Source organism: Pseudomonas syringae group sp. 247E2 (genome assembly GCF_032587795.1).
GTDB lineage: Bacteria > Pseudomonadota > Gammaproteobacteria > Pseudomonadales > Pseudomonadaceae > Aquipseudomonas > Aquipseudomonas amygdali.
This window is the reverse complement of sequence record NZ_JAWHPK010000008.1, coordinates 644,616-664,072: the sequence shown is the minus strand read 5'-3', so window position 1 is coordinate 664,072 and position 19,457 is coordinate 644,616. Positions and strand designations below refer to the sequence as shown.

18 protein-coding genes and 1 pseudogene are annotated in these 19,457 nt (G+C 58.2%); 10 read left to right on the top strand and 9 right to left on the bottom strand.

Translation table 11 applies throughout. The annotated features are described in order from the left end of the window. Nucleotides 1-201 precede the first annotated feature (201 nt). The 7 genes from RYC18_RS10105 (at nucleotide 202) to RYC18_RS10075 (ending at nucleotide 6,141) form a co-directional block, all read left to right on the top strand. On the top strand, nucleotides 202-1,272 hold the full coding sequence (locus tag RYC18_RS10105; protein WP_005745200.1) for a M4 family metallopeptidase: 1,071 nt from the start codon (nucleotides 202-204) through the stop codon (nucleotides 1,270-1,272). A gap of 31 nt (nucleotides 1,273-1,303) precedes the next feature. Next, nucleotides 1,304-1,603: a protealysin inhibitor emfourin gene (locus RYC18_RS10100; protein ID WP_002553232.1), complete on the top strand. Its 300-nt coding sequence runs from the start codon at nucleotides 1,304-1,306 to the stop codon at nucleotides 1,601-1,603. A 275-nt stretch (nucleotides 1,604-1,878) separates the two neighbouring features. Further along, nucleotides 1,879-2,508 carry a paraquat-inducible protein A gene (locus tag RYC18_RS10095; RefSeq protein WP_005731758.1) on the top strand — a complete coding sequence of 210 codons (630 nt, stop codon included), beginning with the start codon at nucleotides 1,879-1,881 and terminating at the stop codon, nucleotides 2,506-2,508. Then, nucleotides 2,505-3,119, top strand: coding sequence for a paraquat-inducible protein A (locus tag RYC18_RS10090; protein ID WP_004664882.1), 615 nt, complete (start codon nucleotides 2,505-2,507; stop codon nucleotides 3,117-3,119). The genes RYC18_RS10095 and RYC18_RS10090 overlap by 4 nt, the downstream gene beginning before the upstream one ends. Beyond that, nucleotides 3,112-4,791 (top strand): intermembrane transport protein PqiB, encoded by a 1,680-nt coding sequence (locus tag RYC18_RS10085; protein ID WP_005745202.1) that lies wholly within the window; start codon nucleotides 3,112-3,114, stop codon nucleotides 4,789-4,791. The genes RYC18_RS10090 and RYC18_RS10085 overlap by 8 nt, the downstream gene beginning before the upstream one ends. Further along, on the top strand, nucleotides 4,788-5,411 hold the full coding sequence (locus RYC18_RS10080) for a membrane integrity-associated transporter subunit PqiC (protein WP_004658604.1): 624 nt from the start codon (nucleotides 4,788-4,790) through the stop codon (nucleotides 5,409-5,411). Before RYC18_RS10085 ends, RYC18_RS10080 begins: the two co-directional genes overlap by 4 nt. A 292-nt stretch (nucleotides 5,412-5,703) precedes the next feature. Continuing rightward, nucleotides 5,704-6,141, top strand: coding sequence for a helix-turn-helix domain-containing protein (locus RYC18_RS10075; RefSeq protein ID WP_002553227.1), 438 nt, complete (start codon nucleotides 5,704-5,706; stop codon nucleotides 6,139-6,141). A 31-nt stretch (nucleotides 6,142-6,172) separates the two neighbouring features. Here the strand turns inward: RYC18_RS10075 and RYC18_RS10070 are convergent, their stop codons facing one another. After that, the gene (locus RYC18_RS10070) at nucleotides 6,173-7,084 is read right to left on the bottom strand and encodes a LysR family transcriptional regulator (protein ID WP_005745204.1); all 912 of its coding nucleotides are present in this window, start codon (nucleotides 7,082-7,084) and stop codon (nucleotides 6,173-6,175) included. Nucleotides 7,085-7,197: 113 nt separating this feature from the next. On the opposite strand from RYC18_RS10070, the gene RYC18_RS10065 reads away from it, so the two are divergent. Together RYC18_RS10065 and RYC18_RS10060 are read left to right on the top strand one after the other, a co-directional pair. Continuing rightward, nucleotides 7,198-8,034 (top strand): pirin family protein, encoded by an 837-nt coding sequence (locus RYC18_RS10065; RefSeq protein WP_044318926.1) that lies wholly within the window; start codon nucleotides 7,198-7,200, stop codon nucleotides 8,032-8,034. Nucleotides 8,035-8,049: 15 nt separating this feature from the next. Beyond that, nucleotides 8,050-8,196: pseudogene (locus RYC18_RS10060) on the top strand (LysR family transcriptional regulator); the annotation flags it as partial. On the opposite strand, the gene RYC18_RS10055 reads toward RYC18_RS10060, so the two are convergent. The 8 genes from RYC18_RS10055 to RYC18_RS10020 form a co-directional block, all read right to left on the bottom strand. Then, complete coding sequence (locus tag RYC18_RS10055; protein WP_005745206.1) at nucleotides 8,193-9,722, bottom strand: sodium:solute symporter; 1,530 nt, start codon at nucleotides 9,720-9,722, stop codon at nucleotides 8,193-8,195. The pseudogene RYC18_RS10060 and the gene RYC18_RS10055 overlap by 4 nt on opposite strands. Further along, nucleotides 9,719-9,979, bottom strand: coding sequence for a hypothetical protein (locus RYC18_RS10050; protein WP_004664870.1), 261 nt, complete (start codon nucleotides 9,977-9,979; stop codon nucleotides 9,719-9,721). The genes RYC18_RS10055 and RYC18_RS10050 overlap by 4 nt, the downstream gene beginning before the upstream one ends. 136 nt (nucleotides 9,980-10,115) lie before the next feature. After that, nucleotides 10,116-11,051 carry a choline kinase family protein gene (locus RYC18_RS10045; protein WP_005745209.1) on the bottom strand — a complete coding sequence of 312 codons (936 nt, stop codon included), beginning with the start codon at nucleotides 11,049-11,051 and terminating at the stop codon, nucleotides 10,116-10,118. Beyond that, a complete protein-coding gene (locus RYC18_RS10040) occupies nucleotides 11,048-12,001 on the bottom strand; it encodes an aminoglycoside phosphotransferase family protein (protein ID WP_016982598.1) in 954 nt (317 codons plus the stop codon). Before RYC18_RS10040 ends, RYC18_RS10045 begins: the two co-directional genes overlap by 4 nt. A gap of 9 nt (nucleotides 12,002-12,010) precedes the next feature. Beyond that, complete coding sequence (locus RYC18_RS10035) at nucleotides 12,011-13,291, bottom strand: M20 family metallo-hydrolase (RefSeq protein WP_016982599.1); 1,281 nt, start codon at nucleotides 13,289-13,291, stop codon at nucleotides 12,011-12,013. Continuing rightward, nucleotides 13,269-14,027, bottom strand: a complete 759-nt coding sequence (locus tag RYC18_RS10030) for a DeoR/GlpR family DNA-binding transcription regulator (protein WP_002553219.1) — start codon at nucleotides 14,025-14,027, stop codon at nucleotides 13,269-13,271. Before RYC18_RS10030 ends, RYC18_RS10035 begins: the two co-directional genes overlap by 23 nt. Before the next feature lie 80 nt (nucleotides 14,028-14,107). Beyond that, the gene (locus RYC18_RS10025) at nucleotides 14,108-15,511 is read right to left on the bottom strand and encodes an amidase (RefSeq protein WP_316886135.1); all 1,404 of its coding nucleotides are present in this window, start codon (nucleotides 15,509-15,511) and stop codon (nucleotides 14,108-14,110) included. 340 nt (nucleotides 15,512-15,851) lie between these two features. Further along, nucleotides 15,852-17,459 (bottom strand): M10 family metallopeptidase, encoded by a 1,608-nt coding sequence (locus RYC18_RS10020; RefSeq protein WP_004664861.1) that lies wholly within the window; start codon nucleotides 17,457-17,459, stop codon nucleotides 15,852-15,854. 513 nt (nucleotides 17,460-17,972) lie between these two features. Here RYC18_RS10020 and RYC18_RS10015 point away from each other — a divergent pair. Continuing rightward, nucleotides 17,973-19,277, top strand: a complete 1,305-nt coding sequence (locus tag RYC18_RS10015; RefSeq protein WP_316885584.1) for a sensor histidine kinase — start codon at nucleotides 17,973-17,975, stop codon at nucleotides 19,275-19,277. The last annotated feature ends 180 nt before the right edge of the window (nucleotides 19,278-19,457 follow it).

Sequence of the window (19,457 nt, the reverse complement as noted above, 5' to 3'; positions counted from 1 at the left end):
GTCGAGGTGTCGCATGCCCGGCCAAAGGGCTTTGGGCACTTGCCATGCGCTGTTCTCGCAACAATCAGTTATATTTTTTGCGATCACTGGTCATGTGATCAGATATTTCTTTGCATATAAACGCAACATGAAGTGTCAAACGCCTGCGACCATGTTGACCGACGGCTTGCCGCCGTTGGTGCATTAGAACAGGAGTTCATCATGTGCGACGACCGTAACCCCCTGCATTGCTTCATTCCGCCTTATATGCTCGAGCGTATGGCGCAATCCCCCAAGACTCTGGTCAGCGCCCGGGCCATTGCCAACCTGACGAGCAGCTCGGCGTTCCTGGCATCACGACTTTCAGCCCGAACCATGCCCTCCATGCACGCGATCAAATCGCCTGACGGTCGAAAGCACCGCGTGATTCACGATGCCAAGGGAACCGACGATCTTCCCGGCGCCGTGGCTCGCAAGGAAGGCCAGGCCCCGACTGGTGACAAGGCAACCGATGAAGCCTACGACGGTTCCGGCGATGTCTACGATTTCTACGCAGAACTGTTCGAGCGTAATTCGCTGGACGACAGTGGCATGTCGCTGGTGTCTACGGTGCACGTCGCCGAGGTGGACTTCAATGGCGACCACGTACCGCTGAGCAACGCCTACTGGAATGGTAGCCAGATGGCGTATGGCGACGGCGACGATCTGGTCTTCAAGCGCTTCACCGGCAGCCTGGAAGTAATCGGCCATGAACTGACCCACGGTGTGCAGAGTTTCACCTCGAATCTGGATTACCGCGGGCAGTCCGGAGCCCTCAACGAGCATTTCGCCGATGTCTTCGGCATGCTGGTGCGTCAATGGAAACAGGGCACCAGCGCCGCCGAGTCGGACTGGGTAGTCGGCAAGGAATTGTTAGTGCCCGCTCCTACACGACGGGGCATTCGCGACATGGAAAAACCGGGCACCGCCTATTCCAACGATCCGGACCTGGGCGATGATCCGCAACCGGCAACGATGGCCGACCTGTACACTGGCGCCAAGGACCGCGGCGGCGTACACATCAATTCGGGCATCCCCAATCGGGCGTTCGTGCTGGTCGCCAAGGCGTTGGGCGGAAATGCCTGGGAAGTAGCGGGCAGAATCTGGTATGAAACGATGCTGGAGCTGGCCTCTGACAGTCAGTTTGTCGACTGCGCCAGAGCCAGCATAAAAATCGCCTCGGATTCACGCTTCGGCCCTAAAGCCAAAAAAGCCGTACAAGCGGCCTGGAAGGAAGTCGGGGTCAAGGTTTAGCCGAAGTGCGACCACCACAAAGGTGCTTGAAATGAAGGTCTGTCTAGTGCAATCCGGCGGTTTTGCGGGTGCCGTCAAACGCTGTGAAGTCGATACGTCCACCCTTGAGCAGCCAGAAGCCGAGCAACTGCAGCGGCTGGTCAGTGACAGCGGCCTGAATCAGTCCAGCAGCGCGTTCAATGATCAGGCGCGGGATCTGAATCAGTACGAGATCACTATTGAGGATGAGGCCAGAGAAATCTGCCTCACGTTTGACGAACACAACGTGCCAGCGTCCGCCCGCCAGTTGCTAGGGTTCCTCAAGCAACGCGTAAAGCCCGGCAAGCTCTAGGATAGGCCTGTTTGAAAACAATACGGCGACCGGTGCCTTGCAGATGACTGTAAAAGGCATCGGTTGCTGACATATTCTCCACCCTTATTCCTGCATGTGCTCCCGCATGGAATAATGGCGCTATGACATGTGAACCACCCACCGCTATCGCGGTCAATGACGTGTACCAATACGTTGGCATGGACTGTACAAAAAAAAACGCTTCACACTGCCATTAACGAGGTATCTTTTCGTGCTTCGCGTTCTCACCCCTTACCTCTGCAGCAATGGCGTCGATGAGCACTGTGCATCCTACTGAACACTCTCCTGGCCTGATCATTTGCGAGCATTGCGACTCGCTGTACGAAGCGCAACCGCTGAAGCCCGGTGAAGCAGCGTTCTGCCTGCGTTGCGAGGCACTGCTCGGGCGCGGCCACCGAATGACCATCGAGCAGTTACTGGCACTGACCGTCGCTGCGGCCATGCTTTTTGTATTCGCCAACCTGTTTCCCGTGATCAGCATCAGCATGAAGGGCCTGACCAACGAGGTCACGCTCTGGCAATCGGTTGAAGCCCTTGCTCAAGGGCGAATCACGATCATTGCGCTGGTCGCCGGCCTTTCGATTATCTTTGCGCCGCTTTTGCAGATCGCCTTGCTGTTCTGGGTGTTGGTACACGCGCACAAAGGCATCATCGCGCCCGGCTTCAGGGCCTGCATGCGCGCCCTGGAACACCTGCGGCCGTGGAGCATGCTCGAAGTGTGCATGCTCGGTATTCTGGTGGCGATCATCAAGCTGTCAGGAATGCTCGACGTGCATCCCGGCGTCGGGCTGTGGGCCATGGCCATGCTGATGGTGCTGATTCTGCTGATCGCCAACAAGGACATCCGCAGGTTGTGGGATGAACTGGGAGTGCCGCCGCAATGAACGGCATTCCCTTCGCCCATGAACACAAGCTCTGCCTGTGCCATACCTGCGGTTACGCCTGCCAGGAGGACGCTACGCGCTGCCCGCGCTGCGACTCACCGGTACACAGACGCAAGCCCAACAGTATCAGCCGCACCTGGGCTTATCTGATTGCCGCACTGATCTTCTATATCCCGGCCAATGTGCTGCCGGTGATGTACACCAACCTGCTGGGCAACCGCAGTGAAAGCACCATCATGAGCGGCGTACTGGAGTTTTTTGAAAGCGGCTCCTGGGACATTGCCATCCTGATCTTTGTCGCCAGCGTTCTGGTGCCCTGTATCAAATTTCTGGTGCTGGGCATGCTGCTGATCACGTGTCAGCGCCGCAGCACCTGGGCGATGCGCGAGCGCGCACGTCTTTACCGTTTCATCGAGCTGATCGGCTACTGGTCGATGCTCGATGTGCTGGTTGTAGCCCTTGTGGCGTCTCTGGTTCAGTTTCGCGAGCTCAGCACCATCGAGCCGCGGATCGGTATTCTGTTTTTTGGCTTGGTAGTGGTGATGACGATGTTCGCCGCCATGAGTTTCGATCCCCGGCTTATCTGGGACGCAGAGGTTGAAGATGTCTGACAATACCCTCCCCCCGTCTGCTTCAGTGCCACGCCCTGAAGTCAAACGTCGTCGCCTGCGCGTCTCGCTGATCTGGCTGGTGCCGATCGTTGCAGCGATCATTGGTGTATCCATGGCTTTGCATGACTGGATGAACATCGGCCCGAAAATCACCGTGAGCTTCCTGACCGCAGAAGGCCTTGAGGCCAACAAGACCCAGGTCAAATACAAAAACGTGATCATCGGCATGGTTACCGATATCACCCTTAGTGAAGACCGTACCCATGTACTGGCCAGCATCGACCTGAACACCAGCGCCGCGCCGTTCACGAGAATCGACAGCCAGTTCTGGGTGGTGCGACCGCGCATCGGCGCGCACGGCGTATCGGGCGTCGACACGTTGCTGTCAGGCGCCTTCATTGGCGCCGACGCGGGCAGCTCCGAGGAGACCAAAACCAGCTTTACCGGCCTGGAAACACCGCCACCGGTCACTTTCGGTGAAAAAGGCAAGCGCTTCAAACTGCATACCGACGACCTCGGCTCTCTGGACATTGGCTCACCGATCTACTATCGACGCATTCAGGTCGGTCAGGTGGTTGGCTACGAGTTGTCCAAGGATGGTCGCGGGGTCGATATTCAAATCTTCATCAACGCACCAAATGATCAGTACATCACCACCGACACCCGTTTCTGGAATGCCAGCGGGGTCGACATCACGGTTGGCGCGTCAGGGGTGAAGGTCAATACCCAGTCGCTGACCTCGATCATCTCCGGCGGCATTGCCTTCCGCGAGCCCAACTGGAGCCCGGACTCGAAACTCGCCGACGAGAACGCCGAATTCAAGATATTCGATGATCAGGCCACCGCGCTGGCTCCGCCCGACGGCGAACCGCGCTATATCCGCATGCGCTTCAATCAGTCGCTTCGCGGGTTGACGGTCAACGCAGCGGTAGACTTTCTTGGCGTCAATATCGGCAAGGTGGTGTCGGTCGATCTGGATTACGACCCGGCCACCAAGACCTTCCCCGGTATCGTGGGTGCAGTGATTTATCCCAAGCGCCTGGGTGCGGCCGAGTCGAAACTGCAGGAGCTTGGCGGCAAGGGCGATGAAGAAGAACAATCCGCCAGAGTGCTGGGAGCGTTCGTCGCCAACGGCCTTCGCGCTCAAGTGCGCAACGGCAACCTGTTGACCGGCCAGTTGTACATCGCCATGGAATTCGATCCCAAGGCACCGAAAGTGGCATTCAATGCCAAGGCCCGTCCGCTGGAAATCCCGACCGTACCGGGCAGCTTCGACAAGTTGCAGGAGCAATTGCAGGCGTTCGTCGAGAAGCTCAGCAAACTGCCGATCGACGACCTGGCGAAGAACCTGAATGGCAGCCTGAGCGAGCTGCAGAAAACCCTCAAACAGGTGAACAGCAGTGTGCTACCGCAGATGCGTGGCACCTTGCAGCAGGCTGAAAAAACGCTGGGCACCGCCAACGATTCATTCGCTGAAGATTCGCCTGCGCGTCAACAATTGGGCCAGGCGCTGGATGAAGTGCAGCGCACCGCTCGTTCGGTACGGGTGCTGACTGACTTCCTCAGCCGCCATCCAGAATCGCTGATTCGCGGTCGCACGGGCGATGCAGCCCCACGCTCGTTCAACGCCCCGTCCTCATCCCGAGCCATTGATCTGGAGCCAAAACAATGACCTTGCGCCTGAAACTGGCGGTACTTGCCGCAGCCCTGGGCCTGGGTGCCTGCACATCGACGCAGACCCACTATTACACCCTGATTGCGCCCATGGGCGCGGCCAGCAGCGTAGCGGCCAGACCCATGCCGTTCCAGTTCGAGATGCTGCCGGTCTTGATGCCGGTTCAGGTTGACCAGCCGCCACTGGTGGTTCGCCAAGGCAACGGCAGCCTTGCGATTCTGGACACCGAACGCTGGGGCTCGCCACTGGGCGACGAGTTTCACGATGCGCTGACGCCGCAACTTGAACGTCATTTCGGCAGCCGCGACATGGCCGGTCTGCCGAAAAACAGCGATCAACCGGTGCTTTCGGTCCGTACAGATGTACGCCGCTTCGAGTCGATGCCTGGCAATTATGCGTTGATCGATGTGGTCTGGACGCTCGGGCTTCGCGATGCAGGCGCTACCGCCGGCAGCAAGCGGCAGAGTCTGACCTGCAGCAGCGTGATTCGCGAACAGGCCGGGGAAGGCATGGAAAATCTCATTATCGCCCATCAGAAAGCCGTGTCCCGGTTAGCTGACAAGATCGCCGCAACTGCCGCCAGCTGGACCGCGCAACCTGCCTCTCGTTGTTTGTAGGTCGGTCGGGAGGTCCGGTTAAAGACCTCCCGGTTTCAGGAAATATCGCTGCTGTAAGCCTTTCAAAGCCGCCGTTTAAAAGCGTTCAAGTCCGTACAAAAATGTATCACCTCGTTTAATTCCTACGTACACTCTACCGCCTGTCTGGCACGTTAGTACCTGATCGGCCCTAATGCTCAGTTTTCCGGGTCTGTTGGAGTGCCTTATCGATCAGTGCCAGTAACGCTTGTTAACCCTGATGTGTGGCAACAAGCCTTTGGCTTGCAGCGGACAGTCTATCGAGGACAAACGGATGACAGGGATCGGAGCACGGCTGAAAAAGGAACGTCTGCGCCTCAAACTTTCGCAAAGCGCACTGGGCGCGATAGGTGGCGTGGAAACCAACGCTCAGGGCAATTACGAAAACGGTGTTCGCTCGCCTCGGGCAGACTACCTTTCCAGCGTCTCGAATGCGGGCGTGGATGTGGCCTACGTGGTGACCGGTCTCAGCTCACCCGCCGTCACGATTTCGAATAGCCAGGCCTGCGCTCCTCTCAACCGCGTTGTTGCTCGCCTGCACGGCAACCTGCACGACGTGACTCAGAACCTGTACCACGTGACCCGCTTGATTGAATCAAATGCAGGCGAAAGCAACGTCGACAGCGACCAGCTGGAAAACATCAAGAACGACGCAGAAGCCATTACGGTTGCGACCGTTCGGCTGATCTACATGACCTCGAAGTTGAAGTGACGCAGAGCATGTAGTGTGCCGCCAAGGCGGCTCATTGCGCCGCAAACGCCTTGTCCCTGAGTTTTTCCATGACCAGCGCTATGAATGCCGACACCGCAGGCGGCAGATGTTGCCGACTGGGATAAAGCACATGCAGACCATGACTGGTGCGCTGGTACTGCGTCAGTACCGGCACCAGTCTGCCATCGCGCAAATCCGAGCGGATGAGCGTCGCGGGCAATAGCGCAATACCAAGCCCTGCCAGGGTCGCTTTACGCAATGCCTGCGCGGTGTTGGCATTGAATCGGCTGGCCATCTGCACCTCATGCATCTTCGCGTCCGGCCCGAGCAACCGCCAGACAGTGCTCCCGCCGGGATGCGCCGTGCTGACGCAGTAATGCCCGTGCAGGCTCTGCAGGGAATCAGGCATGCCGTGAGCGGCGATATACGCCGGGCTGGCAACCATGCTGTCATGCCCCTCTTCGATCAGTTGTCGCCCTACGTAGCCCGAATCCTGCAAGGGGCCGCCGCGAAGCGCGATGTCCAGCCGGTCAGCGATCAGGTCGGCGCGCTCATCGCTGAGCACGAACTCCAGCTGAACCCGAGGATATTCGGCAAGAAAATCAGCCACCCACTCCATCGAAAAGAAATCGAAGAAATCCGCCATTGCGGCGATGCGCAGCCGACCGCCAGGCTCTTCACGGCCTGAAACAAGCTGCTCTGCGGCATCCATCAAACCATCGACAGCGCCCACACAGCGTTCGTGGAAGTCCTCCCCTGCCTGGGTGAGGACCAGCTTGCGTGTCGACCGCTGCAACAATCGAGTGCCCAGCTGTATTTCCAACTGCTGAACCCTGCGGCTGACCGTATTGGAAGGCATGCCCAGATGCCTTGCCGCCTGCGCAAAGCTGCCGCTGCGCACGACCTGCACAAACAGGGCGACATCGTTGAGGTCAAGCGCCACGGGGTTTATTCCTTCCATTTATGGATGAGTCCAAACCAACTATACCGACTAATCAAGTAATCCACAGAGGCTTATTCTTTGTGCTCAGGCATCAAGGCCTAGAGGACAACGCTATGAACACTATCGTCAGCATTCAGCCACGCGCCATCACCCATCGCACCAGCGGCAAAAGCCGAGGGCCTATCACTCGCCTGATGAGCCCTGGCGATCTGGGTCAGTTATTGAAGCCTTTCGTATTTCTTGATCAATTCGACTTCAAACCCGAGCCGGGAAAAAAAGGCTTCGGCATGCATCCACACTCAGGAATTGCAACGCTGACCTATATGATCGAAGGCGAAATGGCCTACGAAGACACCACCGGTAAATCAGGCATATTGCCCAACGGTGGTGTGGAATGGATGAGCGCGGGCAATGGCGTATGGCATGACGCCCAGCCGGTAAGCGATGCGCCGATTACAGGCTTTCAGCTATGGATAGCCCTGCCCGCAGCGCAAGAGAATGGCCCTGCACACAGCGTTTATCTGGCGGCGTCGCAGGTTGCGCGGCAAGGCCCGGCACAGGTGCTGCTGGGGCGTTACGGTGCAGCACAAAGCAGCATACCTGCACCACAGGGCATGAATTATCTGGCCGTAAAACTGAAAGACGGCGAGCACTGGCGCTACACGCCGCCCGCAGGTCATAGCGTCGCCTGGCTGGCGATCAACGCCGGACACCTCGACGCAGGCGGCCCGATCAGCGCTGGCGAACTGGCTATTTTCGAGGAATCGGATCGCCCTATCGACTTCGTCGCAAAAGGCGATACCCATTTCGTGCTGGGGTCGGCAGTCAAGCATCCGCATGATCTGGTCACCGGCTACTATTCGGTGCACACCAGTAAGGCCGCGCTTAATCAGGGCGAACTGGAAATAGAGCGAATCGGCGCAGTGCTGCGCGAGCAAGGCAGGCTCTGATTGAGCAGCCGCCTCCTGTTCAAAAACCGGCTACGTACTCATCTGGACAGCGGCGCACTGGAACCGATACTTGAGCCCAGGTGGCAGCGCCTCACCTGGCCGTATCTGTACTATCCAGAACGCCGCTACCTGCCCTCGCCGCTCAGGGCTTTTATCGACTAACCCATAGCAGCAATCGGGCGCACGCCATGGCGCGCCGGTGCTGCCATGGCGAACAACTCATCAACGCGTCTGACCTCCTCCGCACTTGGCTTGATCGCAATGGCGCACGCGACAAAAATGCCCGCATTGAAGATCAGGCCGATGATGCCGCTGGTCAACGAACCCAGTGCCGGAATGTCATCGGGGTAAATTGTGGTCAGCACAATCGCGATAACAATACCGACCAGCATGCCGGCAATCGCGCCTTGCTTGTTGCCACGACGACTGAAGACCCCGAAGAACAGCGGCACGGCCAGCTGGATGATGCCCTGATAGGAAATCTGTGCCAGCAGTTGCAGGCGCGCGTAATCGAAGGTCAGGTACGCCAACAGCGACGCCGCCGCGATGAAGACCACCATGCCCACCTTGGCGAGAACAGTCTTCTCGCGATCACTGCGCGGCTTGCTCCAGGTCGCCAGATCGTTGGCAAACTGTGTACCGCACACCTGAACGCAGCCGTCGACATGGCCGATGCTGGCCGCCAGGACAATCATGATTGCCAGCCCCAGCAACCACGGCCCGCCGATATCGAACAGTGACAGGAACCAGCCATGCTGCGGATGCGCGGCCACGTTGGGGTCCTGACTGATTGCCGCGGCGAACAGCATCAGAATGCCATAGAAGCCACCCACCAGCATGATGGTCAGGAGTGTGCCCTTCTTCACCGAACGCACACCGCTGGCGGTATAGATACGCTGAAAGCTCATGGGCCAGCACATTGAGCCGATCACGCCGGTAAAGATCAGGCTGAACATGTACATCGGGCCGTAAGTGCTGCCTGCGCCACCGGGGATCACCAGCATGCTGGCGGGCAGTTGCGACAGGTTGGCGAACGACGCCTGAGCACCGAACAGCAGGAAAATGCACAGCGCGGCACACAGCACGTAGGCAATCAGCCCCTGATACATGTCGGTCATGATCAGACCGCGCATGCCCATGCTCACCGTCCAGTACTGCCGAATCAGGATCACCACCACCCCTACCAGCAGGCAAGTGGTCACGCCCCAACGGCCAAAGCTGGCGAACTGAAAAAGCGTCGCGAGGGCCTGAATGCCCATCACCACCCAAGGGAATACCGAGATGATGCCAATGATCGAAGCAATGCGTTTGACCACCGGGCTGTTGAAGCGCATGCCCAGCAGGTCCGGCTGGGTGGTCAGGTTGAAACGCTTGCCCCAGGTCCAGGCACGATTGGCCATCAGGTACATGGCGGTCACGCCAAGCGTGGCATAGACCATGCCGTAAAAGCCCAGCGCGCCACCGACAGACAGTGCAAAGAACGCAGTAAACGTTGCACCCGGCCACCACGAGTTGGTGTAGCACATGGCGATGAACCAGGGACCGTAGGAGCGACCGCCCACCGCGTAGTCGGAAAAGCTCTCGCTCTTGCGATTGGTCGCGTACAACACGGCAATCATGCCCGCCAGGAACACGCCGATCAGGCCGAAGGTGATGTAAAGGTCTAAAACTGTAGTCGTGCTGATCATTGCCCGTCCCCCTCTTGTGGAATTTCACCCAGCAGAGACTCGACCACGTACAGCATCCACAGGCCCAGCCCCATGAGCACGGCGATCAGAATCCAGTAGAAGATCGGCAGTGGCACACCGAGCACCAGCGCGGTGCTGCCACTGACCTTGAGGTAGAACGGCGGAAACAGCGCCATCATCAACAGCGCGAAGAAGTACAGGCCAAACACCAGATTTTTCAGGCGGCCGGGATTTTCAGAAGACGGAACGTTACTCATGGAGTGCTCCTTGAATTTCAGGATCTGGCTATGGATAAGTGATCGGATAAAACTCAAGCAGGAAAAGGAACACGCGGTCACCCGCTACTTTTTTATTATTGGAGTGCTTGTTACAGGTATGCCTGGAGAGGACGGGTCATGCCTGTCGCAACCAGGTTTCCCATTGCGAATCATTGATGATGCTGCGCGCGCGCATGTGCTTCCAGGTGCCGTACTTGTAAAAGTCGAAGTCCAGTTGCGACACGGCGTGCTGGACCATTGCCCAGGTTGACCATTTGATATCTGCCAACGCCTTGTTCAGCTTGATCCGCGCTACGGTTTGCGCGCTGACCTGACCGAAATAGTCCTCGATCAGCGCCAGTTCCATCTCGTCACTGAAAAACATCTCGCCGAACCACAGCGCCAGTTCGTAATGGCGATCGTTATTGGAGGCGTACTCGAAATCCACCAGGCGAATCTGACGCTCCGCGTTGAGCATGAAGTTGCCTGCCAGCGTGTCATTCATGCACGGTGCCAGATCAATTCCGGAAGCTTGCAGGGCAGCTTTTGCGCGCTGATATTGCAGGCACAACCAGTCGTCATCCTGAGGCTTGATGCCCTTGAGCTCTGCCACCTGGTTCTGGTGCTCGGCAATCATGTCGAACACGGTCTTGGTCTGTTTCAGCAACGGCTGATCGTTGAACGCCTTGAGCCCGTGCAGAGCGCCGTGGCGTATGTCGCGCTGCAGGAAGTCATGATTGGAGGATGCCCGCCAGCCCTCCATGAACTCGAACACTTCGACACCGAAAGATTCGAGGAACGCAAACACCGGCGCACCGTAGCCGGTTTGCGCCGCTTTCACACTGGCCTCGTGGGCGGTGTGGCGGTCAATGAACATTTCTGTGCCGGCGCCCGGCACCTTGAAGAAGTACGCCGTGTCGGCCCCCTCGACCTCAACCCGCCAATTAGTGTTGGAGATACCGCCGCTGACCGGCTCGTAGCCGACGCGCCGCCCCTGCCAACTGTCGATACTGCGCACCGCAGCTTCCAGTTGTCGTTCCTGGGTACTGACAGACTGCCCTAACGTTTTCATGCTTTACCCTCCTGAACCTGACGCATCCAGCCTTCCAGTCGCGGGTCCTGAACACACTGCCGGCAACGCAGCAGCGTCCATTGACCGACCTTGGAAAACTCCAGTGGCCGCACGGACGTCGTACCTGCCCAAAGCCCCCACAATGTCCAGTACCAGTCGTTGATCAGCGCATACAAGCGGCAGACGGCATAGTCGACTTCCAGACACTGCCCCGCCCATGCGCTGATCCCTTCGCGCCACTGGCTTTCAAACGAATAAAGCTCGTTGAGGGTAATCGCAACGTCGTACCAGGGGTCCATGCAGCCGCCGTAGTCGAAATCCACCAGGCGCAACCGGCCTTCGCTTGACACCATGACATTGCTGGCAACGCCGTCACCGTGCAGCGGCACCGCCTGCACAGAGCGGGTCTGCAATGCCTGCCAGACCATGTCAACGCAGCGGTCAATCCATTGGTGTTCTGCGGGCAGTGCAACGTTGTCACGTTCGCACAGTGTGCGAAGGCGCTCGATATCCATCATCGGCGAGCGCACAACATCAGGCACAGGCCCGACATGCACCAGCCGCTTCAGCGCCCACAGCGCCTGAAGGCGGCCCGGCGCGAGCAGGTCATCGAGCCGGGCAGCACGCCAGTCCAGACCCAGATCCTCGAAAATCAGCACACCGCAGGCCGTGTCCGCGCCAAGCAAGCGCGGTGCCGCGCCGCTACGGCCTGCGCATTCACTGGCCTGCGCCGCCTTTTCGAAATCAATCAGTTGCGCCATATCGGCATGCAGCACTTTGGCGTAAACAGCGCCCTGTGCACCGACCACTCGAAAACCCGTCCATTCGGTCGACAGCCTGGAGGGCGATGCCACGCCCTGCGTAACGACCTCGGTGTGCGCGTTCGCATCCAGCCCGCAGTTTGCCAATGCGCCGAGCAGGCGTGTGGTCAGGTCGTCAGCATATGACATGGTCAGTCCTCAACGAAACGATGCGGATGAGGTGCAAGCCCGATACAACAGCCCGGTCAGCATGCGCAAACCGTTGCGCATGTCCTGATCGCTGGTGTATTCGGCCTCGTTATGGGAAACGCCATTGCTGCTGGGGATGAACAGCAGGCACACCGGGTAATGGCGGTTCATGCTGATCGCGTCATGACCGGCGACCGTCATGCTGTCGGCGGTCGACAGGCCCAGCTCGCCGCCTACTGCGTGCGCCAGTTCCGCAAACCCTTCATGCAGCCTGGCGGGCGGGCGCAGTACGCTGCTTTCCACCTCAAACCCGGTCATGGTCCTGTCGGCGATGGTGTGCAACGTTGCATCCAGGCGCTCACCTGCCGCGCTCAGCAGACCGACATCGCGGGAGCGGTACTCGATCAGCAGGGAGACCCGGGAAGGCACGACATTGGGTGAATTGGGGTACACCTCGATACGTCCTACCGAGCTGTGCATCTGCAAGCCATGTTGCCCGGCTTCGTCGCGCACCGCCGTGATGGTGTGTGCGGCAGCCAGCAATGCGTCACGGCGGGCGGCCATGGGCGTAGGGCCGGTATGATTCTGCTCGCCATCGAAACGCACCCGCCGTTTCAACGCGGCCCAGGTTTCCCGGACCACGCCGATTGCCGTCTGGCTGCTTTCCAGGCCAGTGCCTTGTTCGACATGAATTTCGACGTATCCGGCAATGTTCAAATCAACCTGATCATTACCCAGATAACCTATGGCTTGCAGCGCATCCTTCAAACGGATGCCATCGCCATCGCGGCTTTCCCAGGCATTTTCCAGGGCCAGTGCCCCGGTAAATACACCGCTGCCGATCAGGCTCGGCTGAAAGCGGGCGCCCTCCTCGTTGGTCCAGTTGACGACGGCCAGATTGCAGGCAGGTATTTCACCGCGTTCACGCAGTTGCCGCGCCAGACTGGACACCGCCACGGCAGCGGCAAGCACGCCGTATACACCGTCGAAACGACCCGCGCTCGGCTGGCTGTCCAGATGTGAACCGCACAGCAGATAAGGCGCCTGGGGATCAAACGTCATGAGGCCGAACAGGTTGCCGATCGCATCGACACGCACTTCAAAGCCGTGCTCTTTCAGCCAGTCCCGAAACAGGTCGCGCACCCGACCGTCTTCAGCAGATGCCGCCAGCCGGTGCAAGCCACCCGCCGGTGTTGCACCAATGGCCGAGCTTTGCTGAAACAGCGCTTCAAATGCCGCCAGATCAGCTGCACCTGGCTCGATCAATTCAGGGATAGAGGGTGTCGACATGATCTTTCTCCAGGCGTGTCACAAACTCGTCGGATAACGCGCGATTGGTGACCAGGGTGGTTATCGCGGCGAACGGAAGAGTATTGATAAAGGTGCGATGACCGAACTTGCCATCATCAGCCAGCACAACACTGCGCGCGCAGTGCCTGACCAGCGTCCTGCGCAACATGGCTTCCGGCTCCTGGTAATCCATCAGCCCCAGGTCCAGATCAATGCCGCCGATACCCATGAAGGCGATGTCGTAATGAAACTGCCGGGCGAACTCCAGCGTGTGCGGCCCGATCAAGGCGTTGTCGGTACGCCGCACATCGCCGGGCGCAACCAGCACCTGATTGTCGCTTTGGTGCGATATCAACTGGGCGATGTCCAGCGAATTGGTGATGATCTTCAACTGGCTGAACCGCGTCAGTTGCTGGGCCAGCGCCAGCGTCGAAGTACCGGTGTCGAGGAAGATCGCCATGCCTTCGCTGACCAGTTGCGCAGCGCGGGCAGCAATACCTGCCTTGGCGCGGGGCTTGAGCCTGCTGCGTTCCTGCAAAGGCAGTTCTTCGCTGGATCTGGGCAGAATCGCGCCACCGTGAATTCTCCTTAATCGGCCCTCTTCTTCCAGATACTTGAAGTCGCGGCGAATGGTCTCTTCGGACACGAACAGCAATTGAGCAAGGTCCGACGCCTTGACACGCTGCTGTTGGGCGAGCAGGCGCATGATTTCGTCCAGACGCGGCTGGTTGAGCATGGGGGTGGCATTCCGTTGCAAAGTAAGAACTCCAGTGTCCGGGCCCGTTGGCCGTTGATCCGCAAGCAAGAGGGACATGGCTACTGCCCCAAAATCGGTGGCAAGTGTTGATCCCATGGCGCGATGGCTTCCACAGCGGCACAGAACTGCAGCACCTGAGCGTCGGCAAAGCGTGGCCCGACCACTTGCAGACCAATGGGCAGCCCGCCGGAACTCCACCCACAGGGCAGGTTGGCCGCCGGGTTGCCGGTGATGTTGAAAGGGTAAGTAAATGGCGTCCAGCGCGCCCAAGGCACAGCGCCGTCCTGCCCGGCATAACCGGCCGGTGCCACGTCGTCGGCAGCAAACGGCAGAATCGGCAAAGTGGGCATGATCAGCAAATCGTAATCTTCAAACAGCGCATGGACCTGATTGGCAAACGCAGCGCGCTGCTGAAGTGCCTGCAAGTAATCGCTCAGGCTGTACTGGGCAGAACGCCTGATCAGATCGGCAAAGCCAGGGTCAAGCTGGTCCAGTTGCTGCGCAAGCGCTTTGCCATAAGCAATACCGCGCCCGGCAACCCACAGCGTTTCGAACGTCGCCAGCGGATCCTGCCAGGCTGGTTTGAGCGTGCTGACCGTGACGGGCAGCGACCTGGCGATGTTGCCTACGGCGGCTTCGACCGCTGAGGCGATTTGCGCGTCGACCGGTGTGTCAAACAGCGTCGGGCAGAAGCCGATACGCAACGGACTCAACGGTTGGTCACACCGTGCCAGAAAGGACTCGTCAGGGGCTGGCAGCGCCTGGTGATCCAGCGGATCCGGCCCCGACAGGATATCGAACAGCAACGCGCTATCACGCACGGTTCGGGTAATCGGTCCGGCATGACTGAGCATCTCGGTGGCTGACCAGGGCCAGGTCGGAATGCGTCCCAGAGTGCCTTTGAGGGCGAACGCACCACAGAACGAGCCAGGTATGCGCACCGAGCCGCCACCATCGGAGCCCAGTGCGGCCGGCACCATGCGCGCCGCCACCGCAATCGCCGAGCCGGAACTGGAGCCACCACTGGTCAGTGCCGGATCCCAGGGGTTACGCCCGTTGCCGAACACCCGTGACGTACTCGCGCCGGTCCAGCCGAATTCGGTCGTCGCTGTCTTGCCCAGAATGATCGCACCAGCATTCTTGAGGCGGCGAATGATCGGTGCATCCTGGACCGGCACCGAGTCCAGAGCAGTCAACGAGCCACGCGTGGTGCGCAGTCCCGCTGTCGAAAAGAGGTCCTTGATACCAAAGGGTATGCCGTGCAGCGGGCCTCTTACCTGACCACGCTGCAGTTCGGCAGTCATCGTCCAGGCCTGTTCGAGCGCGACATCGGCGTATACGTCACCAAAAGCATTGAGTGTGGAATTGTGGGTTTCAATCGTTGCCAGACATAACTCAGTCAAGCGTATCGGCGTCATGCAGCCTTTGCGGACAAGCGCGGCAGCTTCAATCACGGTAGGCATGGACGATGGCTGTGGCTCAATCAATGTAGATACCTCTTTCATCAGTGAGATACTTCTGCGCAATGCCCAGTGCCGACGACTGTCGGCGCATTACATTCAGCAGGGGCTGGCGCGTCAAGTGGGTTTTGTTGGATATATTGAATTTGTGGTTTTAAATTTTGTAACAGCACCGTCACGGTGCCAAAAAAAGCTCAAAACCCTGCGTCGCCCAATTGCGGTGCGCAGTTAAAACGGCGGGAAGAGGCAGGAGAAAGAAAGAAGGAGGCGATGGGCAAGCAGATAGAACGGCGCCTGTCCGTGGCGCAGTCCTGTCATTGAAACCGGTATTTCAAGTCAGCGATCAAACCGCCAGATCGTGAGCATGGAACTCGGTTACACCGACCAGCTGGATTTCAAAGTCTGCATGCAAATCACCATTGACGTTGCCGGACAGCACGTGGTCGGCGAAACGCAGCTGGCCCGCGCCGGTGAACTCGCCGCTGCCAATGAAGCTGAAAGCATCAAGGGCTTTGGTGTCCACGTTGGCATCCATCTTCAGGAAGCTCAGCTTGTCGCCCTGCTGGCTGTTGAAGTCGGTAATCACGTCGCTGGCGTGGCCTTTGCCCATTTCTGCCAGGTCATTGAACACAAAACGGTCAGCGCCGCTGCCACCGGTCATGATGTCTGCGCCCAGACCGCCAACCAGCTTGTCATTGCCCGCGCCGCCGAACAGCACATTGTTCGCATCGTTACCGGTCAGGGTATTGTTGCGATCATTGCCCAGCAAAGTGAACTCGCCCTCACCTTTGAGGTGGACGTTTTCAAAGTTGGCCAGCGGGCCGGCATTCAGGTCGATCACTGTGGCAACCGGCGATGTGTTGTCATAGGTGATCTTGAGTGTATCGATGCCCTCATTGGCCTTCTCTTGCACCAAAGCGAGCTCACCAGCCTGATCAATAACGTAGGTGTCGTTGCCCAGACCGCCAATCATGGTGTCCAGACCGCCACGACCATCAAGCACGTTATCCAGGCTGTTGCCGATCAGCGTGTCATTGAAAGCAGAGCCAATGGCGTTTTCAATGTGCGCACCGTAGGCAATCGCCAGCCCTGAGTTCATCAGCGTCGGGGCATCAGGATTCTGGTTGTAATCGAGGAACGCCTTGCCGATGGTGCTGAACTCACCCTCGTTGAGGTTGATCTTCACAAACGAAGCCTGATTGCTGGCATCAATCGTATCCTTGCCACCAGCGTCCCAGATCGTCTCGAACACCGACTGATCGGGTGCCCATTTGTAGACGTCATTACCGGTGTGATAGCTGGTGTTGGCACCGTATATGAACTGCATGGCCGCCACATCGAGCAACATCGGCGTGGTGGGTTTGAAACTGTAGTTGTTGGTGTAGCTCATGATGGTGTAACGGGCATCTTCAAACTTGGCATCGAGCAGAACATCGTTGTATTGCGAGGCTTCAAACGAATGTTTCAAACCCAATGCATGACCCGTTTCATGCATGAACGTCAGGTAATCATCCGTGCCTTTGGCAGGATCAGCCGCGTTGACTTTCGGCCCGATCCAGACATCACCGGACCGGCCCAGTGTGCCTGGCGCGTAAGCCTGGCCGTACTCAGTACTTTGCAGACTCTTGAAGCCGCCAAAACGAATGTCTCCGACATTGTCCGGGGTGTCCTGAACCTCGGTGAATTTGATGTCTGCCACTGCACTCCATGCACCCAACGCACTTCTTGCCGCCGCGGCCTGTGCATCGGTCAGTGAATAGGCATCGCTGGGCTCCTGAGAGCGACTGTAGTCAGTGGCATAGACGGAGTTGGCAGTATGAAAGCTGTAAGTGAGGTGAGTACCGGTTGAATCGCCTAACCAGAACGGCCCCCACAACAGGCTGGTGACTCTGTCGTCGGGAGACCCTTCGGGCAAAAGTTCGGCAGGACTTGAATCATTTGGGCCGGGCATCAGCAATGCTCCTGAAGAATACACACGTTAGTGATTAACCAACGATCTTTGCCCACGCAAAAATCGCCAGGCAGTTTATTACACAACAGGCACACTATGGGCACAATAAGTTACAAGCAAACTACTTACGGATGCCGGACACGCATTGCCAACACCCGTAGACTTCTTATTACGAATGTACTTTTATGGCTATTATACGCCTCCTACTAATAACGCTACATGAAACCTTCTTTAAACCCACGATTCCAACTGACCGGGTTCATTGCCCAAGCCGCCAATTAGCATTCACGGCAAAACGCGAGAACCCGATCAAGACCGGCAACGAAGGCGGTACAGTTGAGCTATCGTGTAACGGCTGTCGACGCGCTGGACGGTTCAGCGTTCGCGACAGGCACAGAACTGAAGCCTGTCGCATCCGGCCGGATCGCGTGCATTTATACGCTGTGTACCTTGCTGCCCTGTATAAATCATAGGCATCATAAGACCTTATCTCATCTGATCGCGGTGCGCCCCATGACCCACCACCCTGCGCCACTTCCTGCCAACGAAGAAGAACGAGTCCTGTCTCTTGAGCATCTCAGGATACTGGACAGCGCTCCCGAGCAGGACTTCGACGACATTGTGCTGCTCGCTACCACGCTGTGCGACGCGCCCATCGCCCTGGTTTCGCTGGTTGACCGGGAACGCCAGTGGTTCAAGGCCTGCATCGGCCTGGACGTCAAGGAAACCCATCGCGATCTGGCCTTCTGCGCACACGCAATCCTGCAACCTTCCGATGTGCTGGTCGTAGAAGATGCAACCACCGACCCCCGCTTCAGAGAAAGCCCCCTGGTGCTGGGCCCTCCTTATATCCGGTTTTATGCAGGCGCACCGATTCGCACCGACTCGGGCCATGCGCTGGGCACGGTGTGTATAATCGATATCTGGCCGCGTGTTCTGACCGAACAACAACGTCTGGCCCTGCTGGCACTGGCCCGCCAGACCGCAGCCTTGATGCAATATCGCCTGCTTACACAACAACGCGACCAACATGCCGCAGAACTGGCCCTGGGACTCGAAAGCGCACAGAGTCAAAGCCTGGCGGTTGAACGCAATCTGCGCGAGTCACAGCGGGTGTCGTCATTGGGAATGCTCACAGCGAGCATCGCCCACGACTTCAACAACCTGCTCCAGGCGCTGAGCGCCAGCCTGCAACTTGTCCGCATGCGCTCGCGCCGCCCAGCTGATGTCGAGACGCTCAGTGACACCGGCCTGCGAGCTGTGGATCACGGTCGACAATTGGTCACCCGTTTGCTCGATAGCGTTCGTCAGGACGGCCCCGAGCTGATCTGCATCGATGTCAGCGAACGGATCGATGCCGCCCGTGATCTGTTATTGCGCTCGGCAGGCGACAATCTGGAACTGTCGTTCGACCTTAGCGCCCAGGGCTGGGGCGTCCTGTGCGCCGAAGCGCAGTTGCACGCCGCAGTATTGAACCTCTTGGCCAACGCCCGTGATGCAATGTCAGGGTCTGGCAAGGTACATATCGCCACTCGACTGGAGTCAGTCAAGGAAGACCCACGATTGCCGGAAGGCGACTACCTGGTACTCAGCGTGGCTGATAATGGCCCAGGCATGGCCGCCGATCTCAAGGAACAGATATTCGAACCCTTCTTCACCACCAGACGCTCCGAACCAGGTGCCGGCCTGGGCCTTGTTCAGGTGCAGGAGTTTGCGGTGAACGCAGGCGGAGGCGCACGCGTCGAAACAGCACCTGAAAACGGGACGACCGTGCATCTCTATCTGAGAATACTGGGTCCGATCAATTCAACGAATTAAGCGCCCCACTACTTCACGGACGTCTGACGCGGCCTTGTTATTCATTAGATGAATAACAAGGCCGCATCAGACGCATTCACCTCATGAATTACATTACCATCATGACGACAATAGCAATGTACTTATTGCGCGTTAGATGCTTGTAAAAAATAAACAGCACAGGTTCTCTTTTACAAAAAA